13 protein-coding genes are annotated in these 12882 nt (G+C 47.6%); 12 read left to right on the top strand and 1 reads right to left on the bottom strand.

Going from position 1 to position 12882, the window contains the following annotated elements:
- The first annotated feature begins 104 nt into the window (after window positions 1-104).
- The 12 genes from ACLHR0_RS05535 to tatA all read left to right on the top strand — a co-directional run bounded on the left by ACLHR0_RS05535 (window position 105) and on the right by tatA (window position 11190).
- Complete coding sequence (locus tag ACLHR0_RS05535; RefSeq protein WP_436485241.1) at window positions 105-779, top strand: FadR/GntR family transcriptional regulator; 675 nt, start codon at window positions 105-107, stop codon at window positions 777-779.
- A 47-nt stretch (window positions 780-826) separates the two neighbouring features.
- Window positions 827-2047, top strand: a complete 1221-nt coding sequence (locus ACLHR0_RS05540; RefSeq protein WP_436485243.1) for an MFS transporter — start codon at window positions 827-829, stop codon at window positions 2045-2047.
- Between the two features lie 66 nt (window positions 2048-2113).
- The gene (locus ACLHR0_RS05545; RefSeq protein ID WP_436485245.1) at window positions 2114-2986 is read left to right on the top strand and encodes an EamA family transporter; all 873 of its coding nucleotides are present in this window, start codon (window positions 2114-2116) and stop codon (window positions 2984-2986) included.
- Window positions 2987-3053: 67 nt separating this feature from the next.
- A complete protein-coding gene (locus tag ACLHR0_RS05550) occupies window positions 3054-3704 on the top strand; it encodes a tetratricopeptide repeat protein (protein ID WP_370908523.1) in 651 nt (216 codons plus the stop codon).
- 110 nt (window positions 3705-3814) lie between these two features.
- A complete protein-coding gene (locus ACLHR0_RS05555) occupies window positions 3815-5761 on the top strand; it encodes a TonB-dependent receptor plug domain-containing protein (RefSeq protein ID WP_429042435.1) in 1947 nt (648 codons plus the stop codon).
- Between the two features lie 17 nt (window positions 5762-5778).
- Window positions 5779-6372: a DUF6580 family putative transport protein gene (locus tag ACLHR0_RS05560; RefSeq protein WP_370908525.1), complete on the top strand. Its 594-nt coding sequence runs from the start codon at window positions 5779-5781 to the stop codon at window positions 6370-6372.
- A 191-nt stretch (window positions 6373-6563) separates the two neighbouring features.
- A complete protein-coding gene (locus tag ACLHR0_RS05565; protein WP_436485247.1) occupies window positions 6564-7892 on the top strand; it encodes a DUF5074 domain-containing protein in 1329 nt (442 codons plus the stop codon).
- Window positions 7893-7953: 61 nt separating this feature from the next.
- Window positions 7954-8466: a bifunctional adenosylcobinamide kinase/adenosylcobinamide-phosphate guanylyltransferase gene (gene cobU, locus ACLHR0_RS05570; protein ID WP_436485249.1), complete on the top strand. Its 513-nt coding sequence runs from the start codon at window positions 7954-7956 to the stop codon at window positions 8464-8466.
- 11 nt (window positions 8467-8477) lie between these two features.
- On the top strand, window positions 8478-9524 hold the full coding sequence (cobT, locus tag ACLHR0_RS05575) for a nicotinate-nucleotide--dimethylbenzimidazole phosphoribosyltransferase (RefSeq protein ID WP_370908528.1): 1047 nt from the start codon (window positions 8478-8480) through the stop codon (window positions 9522-9524).
- The gene (locus tag ACLHR0_RS05580; RefSeq protein WP_436485251.1) at window positions 9521-10297 is read left to right on the top strand and encodes an adenosylcobinamide-GDP ribazoletransferase; all 777 of its coding nucleotides are present in this window, start codon (window positions 9521-9523) and stop codon (window positions 10295-10297) included. Before cobT ends, ACLHR0_RS05580 begins: the two co-directional genes overlap by 4 nt.
- Window positions 10282-10839 carry an alpha-ribazole phosphatase gene (gene cobC / locus ACLHR0_RS05585; RefSeq protein WP_436485253.1) on the top strand — a complete coding sequence of 186 codons (558 nt, stop codon included), beginning with the start codon at window positions 10282-10284 and terminating at the stop codon, window positions 10837-10839. The genes ACLHR0_RS05580 and cobC overlap by 16 nt, the downstream gene beginning before the upstream one ends.
- Before the next feature lie 129 nt (window positions 10840-10968).
- Entirely contained in the window at window positions 10969-11190 is a 222-nt protein-coding gene (gene tatA, locus ACLHR0_RS05590; RefSeq protein ID WP_370908531.1) for a twin-arginine translocase TatA/TatE family subunit, read from the top strand.
- A gap of 81 nt (window positions 11191-11271) precedes the next feature.
- Here tatA and ACLHR0_RS05595 read toward each other — a convergent pair whose 3' ends face one another.
- The gene (locus tag ACLHR0_RS05595) at window positions 11272-12597 is read right to left on the bottom strand and encodes a DUF5690 family protein (protein WP_436485255.1); all 1326 of its coding nucleotides are present in this window, start codon (window positions 12595-12597) and stop codon (window positions 11272-11274) included.
- Window positions 12598-12882 lie beyond the last annotated feature (285 nt).

The following is a 12882-nucleotide window of genomic DNA, read 5'->3' on the forward strand; positions in this document are numbered from 1 at the left end:
TCCCAGAAGTAATAGCTGCATAATTCATCACGCCATCTATCCCCTCCTCTCTAAAATAAATGAAAAAGTAAAAAGTTCTGTTATCTTTGCAAACATCAGATGATATGATGACTACAAATACTTCTCCTTTAAAACGACTCAGCCTGGCTGAAGAGGTAGCGGACCGCCTGCAGGAACTGATCGCTTCCGGTAAATACGCCGTGGGGCAACAGTTGCCTACAGAACCTGAGCTGATGTTACAGTTTTCCGTGGGGCGTTCCAGCATCCGGGAAGCAGTAAAAATACTGGCGCACCGGGGGCTGGTGCGGGTACAACAGGGGTTGGGTACCTTTGTGTTATCACAATCAGGCACGGGAGAAGCGCTATCGCAGCGGCTGCAGCGGGCCGATTTCAAAGACCTGAATGAAGTGCGCTTCCTGCTGGAAGTTAAGATTGCGGAAAAAGCCGCCATGCACCGCAACAACAAGGATATTGAAAAGATGAAAGGCTTCCTGAAAAAACGTTTTGAATATGCATCCGGCAACCAGCTGGAGCTTTGTATCCAGGCGGATATCAACTTTCACAACGCCATAGCGGAAGCAGGTAAAAATGAAATTATGCGGGACCTGTACAAAACAGTGGCAGAGCACCTGAAAAAGTCGTTCCTGCTGCGGTATGCCAATACAGATACCTTTGTTGACACACAGCATTATCACGACGCACTGCTGCAAAGCATTATAGATAAAGATCCCAAAAAGGCGCTGGTTTGGGCAACGAAAATCAGTGACCAGAACAAATAATTTTTTTACCCTTAAACATCAGATGATCTGATCTTAAAAGAACAGAAATGGAAACAACATTACCAGAACAGCACAAAGCCGCCACGCAACAGGCAGCACAACAAACGGTGCTGTCGATCCTATTGGCGTTAAGTTTTACCCACTTCCTGAATGACACCCTGCAATCGCTCATTCCGGCGATGTACCCGGTACTCAAAAATTCATTGAAATTAAATTTTACACAGGTAGGGCTTATTACCCTCACCTTCCAGATGTCGGCATCACTGCTGCAACCGCTGGTGGGCCTGTACACCGATAAAAAGCCACAGCCTTATTCACTGGCCATTGGCATGAGTTTCTCCCTGCTTGGACTGGTATGTTTATCCTTGTCGCACAGCTTCCCGATGGTGCTGGTATCAGTAGGACTGGTAGGCGTTGGCTCTGCGGTGTTTCACCCGGAAGCCTCCCGGCTGGCGCATATGGCCTCCGGCGGAAAACACGGCATGGCGCAATCACTATTCCAGGTAGGCGGTAACGCCGGCAGTTCACTTGGACCGCTACTCGCGGCGATGGTGATTGTTCCTTTCGGACAGTTTCATGTGATCTGGTTTTCCATAGCCGCCTTGCTCGCGATTGTGGTAATGCTGAACATCAGCAAATGGTATCTTTCCAATACACACCGCATCAAACCCAAAAAAGCTGCATTGGACCTGAACAAGCCGAAACTATCCAATTCCACTGTGATATTTTCATTGGGTATCCTGCTGGTGCTGATCTTCTCCAAATACTTTTACATGGCCAGTATGACCAGCTACTATACTTTTTACCTGATGGACCGCTTCCATATTTCCACGCAGGCTTCGCAGGTGTACCTGTTCATCTTCCTGTTTGCCGTAGCGGCAGGTACCTTTATCGGCGGCCCTGTCGGCGACCGGATCGGGCGTAAATATGTGATCTGGATCTCTATCCTGGGTGTGGCGCCGTTTTCGTTATTGCTGCCACATGCCACCCTGTTCTGGACGGCGGTACTCAGTGTATTCATTGGCGTTATACTCTCTTCCGCTTTCTCTGCCATCCTTGTTTACGCACAGGAACTGGTACCGGGTAAGGTAGGCATGATTGCGGGATTATTTTTTGGGCTTGCCTTTGGTATGGCCGGCGTAGGCTCCGCCCTGCTGGGCCGCCTGGCAGATGCCACCAGCATTTCCTACGTATACCAGGTTTGCGCCTATCTTCCTTTAATAGGGCTCCTTACCGGTTTGTTACCGAATCTTGAAAAAAAGAAATAGCCTCGTTTAGCGGAGGCGATGGCCTCCGCTAAATTCACATACATTCGCAGCACTAAAACAATTCTTATGTGGAAAGGCATACTGCTTGTGCTGCTTGGCGCATGCAGCTTTGGGATATTATCAACGATCGTTAAATCAGGCTATCAGCAAGGGTATACATTAGGCGAATTATGCAGTGTGCAGGCGGGCTTCGGCATGCTTGCTTTATGGATTATCCAGGCATTTTCCGGCAGGAAAACAGTGGGCCTGGCTAACAGGGATGCCCGTACCTGCTTTATCCTGGGCAGTTCCACAGGATTGGTAAGCATTACTTATTATCAGAGTGTACAATATATTCCGGCAAGCATTGCCATCATATTACTGATGCAGTTTACCTGGATGAGCATGCTGGCCGAATGGATTATTTATAAAAAGCGGCCTTCCCCCATACAATGGCTGGCAGTATTTTTCATTCTTGGCGGCACCCTGCTGGCGGGAGGCGTATTTAACCACACAGAAACCGCGCTGAACTGGAAAGGTATCGGCTTCGGTTTGCTGGCAGCCCTGTGTTATACGGTATTTATAGTAGTAAGCGGCCGGGTAGCGGCATCGCTGGGACCGGTGCTGAAAAGCGCCTGGATCGTTACCGGCGCATTTGTACTCATCAGCCTCATCTTCCCTCCGCTGTACCTGTTTAATGGCCGGTTTACCGGCACCAGCCTGTGGATCTGGGGAATTCCGCTTTCACTTTTTGGTACCGTGCTGCCACCTTTCCTTTTTTCAAAGGGGATGCCGCAAACGGGGGTATCGCTGGGCGCCATCCTCAGTGCCGCCGAGCTGCCCGTGGCCATGCTGGCCGCTACCATTTTCCTTCATGAATCCGTATCGCCCCTGCAGATACTCGGAGTGGCCATCATATTAAGCGCCATCGCCATGGCGAATCTGAAACGCCGGAAATGAAAACCCATGAGGTGTTTTTTTTATTTATCTTTGCACCCTCTATTAGTGATTTACGAACTGTTTTTTCATGAAAGCATTTAATTTTTTTATTCTATATCGCCTCCCGATCGGTATTATTTTACTGGCAGGCGGTATTGCGCTGGGCCTTACTGTTGGCTGGTGGGAAGCCACCATTGTGCTGGTGCTGGCACTGGTATGTTTGGTAACACATGTGATGTTTGGTCCCATGAGAATGGTACAGGAAGCCGTGGAAGCCGGCGACATTGAAAGGGCCACCGCCCTGATGAACCAGGTAAAGTTCCCGAAACTGTTGTACAAACCCATCCGCTCTGTGTATTATTTTATGCAAAGCAACATGGCCATGTATTCCAATGATCTTGATAAAGCTGAATCCACCATCCGCCAGAGCATTAACTCCGGCAGCCCGATGAAAGAATACGAGGGGATGCAGTATTTTCAGCTGGGCACTATCGCCTATCAGAAAAATGACCTGAAAACAGCCGATCAGAACCTGAAAATTGCGATGCGGAAAGGCTTGCCGGATAAGGAAAACACGGCAGCAGCCCTGTTAACACTGGCTTCTATTGCCATGAGCCGCCGCGACTTCAAATCTGCCAAGGAATATTTCCGCAGGGCCAAAGCTCAAAAGCCTACCACTGCGCAGATCGTAAGCCAGATCAAAGAAATGGATAAATATATTTCCCGGATGCCGGGATAAGTAAATTGCCTGGGGCAATTTACCTTTGAAAATGCAGCGGAGATAAAGTAACCTAACCTTTGTCCCAGCTGCATTTTTATTTTGATAAACCTTCAACTAATATTTCGCGGATGCAATTAAAACTTTACACTTCCTTATTTTTATCTACCGCGCTGTATACTGCTGCTGCCGCACAGGATACCAGCCGTATCAGCCAGCTGAATGAAATTACCGTTACCGCCGCTAAAGGTCCGCAAAAGGCCGGGGAAACCGGCAAGGTGGTTACCATCCTTTCACACGAATACCTGGAGCGCAACAGCGGCAGAAGCATTGCCGGCATCCTCAACCAGCAAACCGGCCTGATCATCAACGGCGCTGAAAACAACCCGGGTACAGTACCCAATGTGTATATGCGTGGGGCCTCCAACGGTAATACCCTGATCCTTGTGGACGGGCTGCCGGTAAGCGACGCCTCCCAGATCAATAATACCTTTGATCTCAACTTCATTTCCCCCGACCAGGTAGAACGGATAGAAATACTCCGGGGCAGCCAGTCCACCCTGTACGGCTCCAATGCAGTAGCAGGCGTGATCAACATCATTACCCGCAAAACCGGCAGTAAAAAGTTTGGTGTGGGCGCCAGTGCCAGCTATGGCAGCTATCACGATTTCCAGGGCAATGTAAATGTGCATGGCAATGTTAACCGCTTCTCTTACCTGGTAAGCTATAAACATGAAAAAACCAGGGGCTTCTCCGATGCTTATGACTCTACCTATAAAGCCGGATTTGATAAAGACGGCTTCCGGCAAAACAGCGTTTTTGCCAAACTGGGTCTGGCAGCAGGAAAACGCTGGAACTTCGGCTACCTGCTGAATTACAGCAATTACCGCCACGACCTGGATGAAGGCGGCTATAAAGATGAAACGGATTATAACGGCAAATCAAAGTACCTGCTCAACGGATTTAACAGTGAATACCGCTTTAAAAACGGCTCCTGGCATGTATTATACAGCTACCAGCATACCAAACGGGATATTTTAAACGATTCCGGCTATGTAGGCGTGGGTGCTTATGCCCGGTACGACAGCTCCCTGTTTACCGCCAACACCCACCAGGTGGAAAGTTATGTGAACCTGGACCTGAGCAGCCGGATCAGGCTGATCGGAGGCGCTGCCTATAACCGTTCCGCCACCGATCAAAAAGACTTCCTGGAAAGCACCTTCATGCCGGGGATCGTTAACACCACGTTATCGCCGGATAGCTCGCACACTAGCCAGATCAGCGTATACGCCTCGTTCCTGCTGCGTAACATGGGTGGCTTTAATCTCGAAGTGGGCGGCCGGTTTAATCATCACAACCTGTATGGTAATAACGAAACCTTCTCCATTAATCCATCTTACCTGATTAATCCGAATCATAAGGTATTTATCAATATATCTTCTGCCTACAGCGTTCCAACTTTATACCAGCTGTATGCAAATGGCTATGGCAACCGGGATCTGAAGCCGGAAACCACTACCAATTACGAAGCCGGTTACCAGGCCAATGTGGCTGATGGCAAAATAGATTTCCGGGTAACCGGTTTTGCCCGTAATACCCGCGACCTGGTGATCTTTTATTTTGATCCTGTCACCTTTTTCAGCCAGTACCGTAATGCCAATAAACAAAAGGCATATGGCGCTGAAGTGGAAGCTACCTGGAGAATTACCAGGACCCTGCAGCTAACCGCCAATTACGCCTATGTGGATGGCCGTGTTACGGTGAACCAGAACGGCAAGGATTCTTCCTACTACAACCTGTACCGGATACCTAAACACGCGGTGAACGCCACTTTAGGTTACCAGGCAACCCGGTCGCTGTACGTGGCGGCCACCGGTAAATACATAGATAAGCGGTTTGAAGGCGCCAAACCGATGGGGGATTATTATACCCTGGATTTATATGGTGAATATAAATTTGGTAACTTGCTTAAAATTTTCGCCGGTTTCAGAAATATTACAGATTATCAGTATTTTGATATCTCGGGTTATAATTCACGCCGGTTCAATTTTAATACCGGTATTGTATTTAATTTGTAAACATTAAAACCAACATAATGTCTTTAAAGAATCTTAATCCACGGTTTGGCGTACTGCTGCTGTTTATACTGGCAGCTGGTGTAATACGTATCGTGTTGGGATCAGATGCCACCATGCAACCAATCGCCATGTTTACGCCGGTAGGCGCAATGGCTTTATTTGGCGGCGCTTCTTTTTCGCAGAAGTGGAAATCATACGCCTTTCCTTTATTGACGCTGTTTGTGAGCGACATTATCCTGATGCAGGTTTTCCATAAGCAATATGCAGAAGGCTTGCTGTACAGGGGCTGGGTATGGAACTACGCCAGCTTTGTGCTGATCGTATTACTGGGTCAGCTTTTAATCAAGAAAGCAAGCGTGGCCAACATCCTGATGGGTTCTGCAGGCGCAGCGCTGCTGCACTTCCTGGTGTCCAACTTCGGCGTGTGGGTAAGCGGTTCTACCAACCTGCTCACCGGATTACCGTACACCAAAGATGCCGCCGGATTAGCAAGCTGCTATATCCAGGCGATCCCTTACATGTGGTATGTGCTGGTAGGCAATATCGTTTACAGCAGCATTTTCTTTGGCAGCTTCGAACTGGTTAAACGCAGATTGCGTTTTGCTCAATAATATTTTTACATTTGTTTTTTAGAGATTTGGGCTCAGGCAGATGAACACATTTGTCTGACTCTAAATCTCTAAATTATTATAGGGATTCACTATTTCTCTCTTCTGCATAGCATTTCTGTATTAGCACCCTGGCTACAGTTTAACTGTAATACCCATACGAAAACAAGACATACGAAAATAAATCACAACACATGCGCAGCATTTCACGCAAATTTCAGGTTTCCTTTATTGCAGCAGTATTCGCTATTGCAGGACTAGCCTCCTGTTCCAAAGATAATGAGGCAGAAGTAATTGTACCACAGATTGTAGCTCCGGGCTTAAAAGACGGCAAAGACACCATCTATATTGGCGACACCCGGGTGTTAAGCCCGCAACTGGCAGAGGTGAAGAACCCTACTTTTCTCTGGCTGGTAAATGGCGTACAGGTAAGCACCGATTCTACCTATACTTTCACCGCAGCAGAAAGGGGTGATTATACCATCTCTTATAAAATAATTTCCGGTAACGCACTGGCCACCTACTATTACCGCATCAAGGTGCTGGGCAAATTTGAAAATGGTTTTTTCCTGGTAAATGAAGGCCAGTATGGTAAGGAAAGCGGCGATGTGAATTTTTACCGCAACGGGGAAGATTCCGTTTACCAGTACGTATTTAAGCGTAATAACCCCGGCAAGCAACTCGGTGGCACCACCGACTACGGCGCCATTTACAACAATAAAATGTACCTCGTATCCAAAGAGGGCGCCTTCGTGGTAGCAGATCCCGGCACCATGAAAGAAACCGGCCGCATTGATCAGCTGCCGGCTTTTGCCAATGCCTTCTGCGGCGTGAACAGCAATACCGGTTTAATAAGCACTGCGGATGGTGTATACCCCGTAAATCTGCAAACACTGGCCCTGGGCAGTAAACTGGCCGGCGTAACCGGACAGGTAGGTGGTATGGTAGCAGCAGAAGGCTACATCATCGTTATGTCGGAATCACAGGGTATGGTGGCATTAAATAAAACCGATTTAAGCGTGTCAAAAGTATTAGGCCCTGCGGATGTAGGTTTCACCCGCACACCGGATGGTACCGTTTGGGCCGCCCGCAATAACATGCTGTTTGCTATTAATGCCAACAACCTGAAAATAGATACCGTTACCGTTCCATTCCCGGTATATGGCGCATGGGGCGCATGGAATGCAGGTATGCTCAGCGCATCAACTATTGAAAACGCCGTATTCATTGGCAAAACCAATGCCTGGGGCGCCGGTGGCAGGGAAGTATACAAATATGCAGTAGGGAACCCTAACTCCCTGAATACGCCGTTTGTAACCATTCCGGCCGGCCGTGAAATGTATGGCGCAGGTGTAAGATATAATCCCGGTAACAATACCATCATAGTAACTGACGTAAAATCCGGTTACGGCGATAACTATAAAGATAATACGCTGTACATCTATGATGCCAGCAGCGGCAGCCTGAAGAAAAGCGTGAACTTCATGGGCTTCTTCTTCCCGGCAATGCCGTTATTTAACTAATAACTTCCGGTGGTTGGCTCTTATAAAAAGCCAACCACCGGGAAAGGCTAAAAGCTTTTCTATGCTTCACTTAATTACAGGCGGCGCCCGTTCGGGTAAAAGCAGGTACGCACAGGAGCTGGCCTTATCACAAAGCGCTCACCCGGTATATGTGGCTACCGCCAAAGTATGGGACGATGACTTTGCACAACGCATACAACGGCATAAAGCAGAAAGAGGATCCGCATGGGTGAACTATGAAGAAGAGCTGTATGTAAGCCGGCTCCCGCTGGACGGCCATACCGTAGTGATCGACTGTATTACCCTGTGGCTCGCCAACTTCTTTACTGAACATCATTACCATACCGATAATACCCTCCAGGCCATCCAGGCAGAAATACACGCACTTCACCAGAAAGCAGGTACTTTTATTATTGTGACCAATGAAATTGGAATGGGCGTGCATGCCGAAACGGAAGCGGGGCGCAAGTTTACAGACTTACAGGGTTGGGTGAACCAGTACATTGCCCGTATAGCCGGCACCGTTACCCTGATGGTTTCCGGCATTCCGGTTGTAATTAAAAAAGACGCGTAAAAAAATTCCTCATGATGAATGATATCCGGATAACACCTGTATCACCCGAGCTGAGAACTGCCTTACAGGACAAGATAGATCAGAAGACCAAGCCACCCGGATCGCTGGGCAGACTGGAACAAATTGCGTTACAGGCCGGCCTGGTGCAAAATACACTGACGCCTTCCGTGAAGAACCCCGCTATCATTGTATTTGCAGGCGATCATGGCATCGCCGCCGACGGACAGGTAAATCCTTTTCCACAAGCCGTTACCGCGCAGATGGTGTATAATTTTCTGAATGGCGGCGCAGCCATCAACGTGTTTTGCAGGCAGCATCAGCTGGACCTGACAGTAGTAGATGCCGGGGTAAATCATGAGTTTGCGCCGCATCCGCAATTGAAAGACCGTAAAATGGGTATGGGTACGCAAAACTTTTTGCATATGCCGGCCATGTCGCTGGACCAGTGTAAATTGGCCATGCAGGCGGGCGCCGCCGAGGTAAAGCTGCTCCACGAAAAAGGTTGCAATGTGGTTGGTTTTGGAGAAATGGGCATCGGTAATACCTCCGCAGCATCGTTGCTGATGAGCCACTTTACCGGCATAGCGGTGGCCGAATGCACCGGCGCCGGCACTGGCAGCAACACGCAGCAACTGGCGCAAAAAAGGGCCATTCTGCAACAGGTAATGGCTAAACATGCCTCGCCGGCATCGCCGGAGCAGGCCCTCGCTACATTCGGCGGCTTTGAAATTGCCATGATCTGCGGCGCCATCCAGCAGGCTGCGGCCTTGAAAATGCTGATAGTAATAGATGGCTTTATTGTAACCGCCGCTTTGCTGGCCGCCGTGAAAATGCAACCTGCGGTGAAAGACTATTGCATCTTCGCCCATTGCTCTGAAGAAAAAGGGCATAAAGCCATGCTGCAGCATCTTGAAGTAACGCCGCTTTTACAGATGGACATGCGTTTGGGAGAAGGCACCGGCGCGGCCCTGGCCATCCCGCTGATTCGCAGCGCGGTAGCTTTTTTGGAAGAAATGGCCAGTTTTAACAGTGCTCAGGTATCAAACCGTACTATATGAAAAAACAGTGGCAGCTATTGCTAACCGCTATCATGTTCTATACGCGTATACACGTTCCCGTTAATATCCCCTACTCCCCGGAGATGCTCAGCAAAGCTACCCGCTATCTCCCGTTGATAGGATGGATAACCGGTGCAATTATGATAGGCGTATTGTACATCCTGGGGGGCATTGCGCCGCCAATGGTGAGCATTCTGCTGGCTATCATTGTGGGCGTATGGGTAACCGGCGCTTTTCATGAAGACGGATTTGCCGACATGTGTGATGGTTTTGGCGGCGGTTGGACCAAAGAGAAGATCCTGGAGATCATGAAAGACAGCCGCATTGGCACTTACGGGATGCTGGGGCTGTTGCTGATCATGACTCTTAAATACCTGTCGCTCCGCGAACTGTCGCTTTACAAAGTAATGCTCACGATTGCAAGTGCGCAGCCATTGAGCCGCTTTGTAGCGGTAACGGTGGTATATACCCACAAATATGTCCGGGAAAACGAAGACAGCAAAGCGAAGCCCATTGCCCAGGGCATTTCTTTACCGGACCTGGGAATAGCCGCCATATGGGGCTTTATTCCTTTTATCGCAGCCATGATTTACCTGCATAACTATACCCTGCTGCTTACCCTCCCCACCCTGATACTGGCCCGCTGGTATATGGTGCGGCTCATGCAGAAGTGGATAGGCGGCTATACCGGCGATTGCCTGGGCGCCGTACAGCAGGTATCGGAAACTGTTATTTACTTATGCTTTTGTATTCTTACATGGAAATATATCTGATCCGGCATACCACGCCGGCAATAGAAAGTGGTATTTGTTATGGCGCTTCGGACGTGGATGTAGCAGGCAGTTTTGATACCGAAGCAGCCCGTATAAAGCCGCTCCTGCCGGCCGGCCCTGTAGATGTATATACCAGCCCTTTGCAGCGTTGTGAGAAGCTGGCTGTCGCCTTGTATGGCAGCCATTACATTAAAGACGACCGGCTAAAGGAAATGAATTTTGGCAACTGGGAAATGTTGCCTTGGGATAACATCAGCAAAAATGCGTTAAGCAAATGGGCCGATAACGTAGTATTTGAACACATTCCGGGCGGGGAAAGCTATGAAGAATTATATAACCGTAGTATACAGGTTCTGGAAGAAATAACCGCCGCCGGCAGGGATACCGTGTTAATTACACACGGCGGGGTGATCCGCTGTATAGTGGCGCATGTGACTGATACGCCGCTCGTGGATGCGTTCGATATTTCGGTGGATTATGGGCATATTTCGCATTTGCAAGTAGAGAACGGAGAGGCAAAAGTGATATTTTCTAATCTGTAAACAACTGGCTTTAAGCCAATTATATTAATATTTTTAAATATCTCCCTAAAAAACAAAAAAACTGGTAATTCGTGCTAACTTTATGTTTGCATATACCGTATATAAAAGCACATAATAAAATCTGTTATAATGACAACATCTTTTCTGAACATCCCGCTTTTGTTTTTGCAGGAAATAGGTATCAAAGAATTACTGCTGATAGCATTAGTAGTATTGTTATTGTTTGGTGGTAAGAAGATACCTGAGCTGATGCGTGGTTTGGGTAGCGGCATACGTGAATTTAAAGATGCCAAAGATGAACCAGGCAAAAAAGGAACTAAAGCTGACGCGACAGACGCTAAAGCGAATTAAATTCCTGTTATAAAAACGAACGGCAAATTGCGCATTCAGCATGCACGATTTGCCGTTTTTTTATGCATTCCCCGCCATTGGTCAGGCTGCAATCTGTACTTCTCGCCCGAGGTTTGAAGTACTTTTATTGTTCACTGATTCATATCTTTTTTTAAAATACCAGGCAGAAGCTATCATCATTACTATGCCGGTAACGGATACGCCCAGTACTGCATCCATAAAAAACTGGCTCCACGACAAAGCCATGCCACTGAAGTTTTTAAACAGCATCACCAGCACACTTCCCAGGTAACCAAAAGAATCGGCCACATAAATGATAAAGCCCACATTGCTGACGTATTTAAACACTGCAATCAGGCGTTCAAAGAAAATACAGTTAAACGGGATATATCCCATATACAAGCCCAAGCCGGTTAAAGTCATCCACCATACCGGGTCAAGCCGGTGCTGCTTGTATAACAGGGTACTGATCAATGCCACCAGGAATCCGGTGATCACAATAAAGTGATTCAGCATAAAGGCATGAAAATTATTCTTCACAAATACCAGCAACCCCATAATCACAATGATAGCCACTGACACAGGAATTTCGGTTTGAGTGAAGATGCCTGCCTGGGCGCCATAGCCAAGATCTTTCCAGATATCTGCCGCAAAATTATCCCGCATATCCCTTAATACGGTGAGCAACACATAGCTGGCAATCAATAGCACCAGCCCCGGTAAAAAAGCCTGGAGAAACGCCTTTCTCTCCGGTTTATTCATAGGCGCGCGGCGTGTTCTCAATTGCTCATCTGCTGCTGTAGGAGGCGGTATCTGTTCCAGCAACAATATGCAAATCATAATAGGCACTATAAAAATAAGGCCCGTGATAAAAGGCATCCAATACTCTGTTACATGCCAGTTCACCACCGTCATTTTACCCACCGACTTTACAAATCCCGAAGAAAAAATAAAGCTGACAGACAACACCGCACCCATAAATTCGGTGCTGCGCCGGCCTTCCAGGTAACTGAATACCAGCCCCCAGATCATGCCCAGCGGAAACCCGTTGAGAAAAAGAAATGCGATATTATACGGCGCCGGTACCACCGCAAAACAAAACAGCGCTATCCACGCTATCCCTATCAACACCATAATACTCTGCGCCCGCTTGTTCCCCTTCATTTCCGCAATAAAACGGATACCATAAAATTTACTACAGGCATAACCAATTGTTTGGGTAATTACCAGCCAGATCTTGTAATCAATACCCAGGAAAGTAACGCCCTCGAAAATCCCCGCCGTAAAAGGCTTACGGAAAGCATACATGCAGGAATAAGTACCAAAGGCCACCAGGGCAGCATACAATGAAAATGTAAGATGATGCGCCTGCTGCAACCGCTTCTGTATCCAGGTAATATTCAACATCGTAAACAAATGGTTTGGGACAAAGGTGAGAGTCCAATGTAAACCAATTGTTAACAAATGCTGAACTTAATGTTAAGTATTATTAAACACAGAGGCGGATTTTGTCTTGGCTCAGGATTACGCTGATTATACTGATTAACTGGATTTTTACTTTTTGATTTTTTTGGATTTTTAGATTAATAATTAAGGGAGATGAAAACGAATATATCCGCTTCTATCTCCCTTAATCCTTTAAAAAATCAAAAAGTAAAAATCCAGTTAATCAGTATAATCAGCGTAATCCTG

This window comes from Chitinophaga sp. ARDCPP14, assembly GCF_051362515.1.
Taxonomy (GTDB): Bacteria; Bacteroidota; Bacteroidia; order Chitinophagales; family Chitinophagaceae; genus Chitinophaga.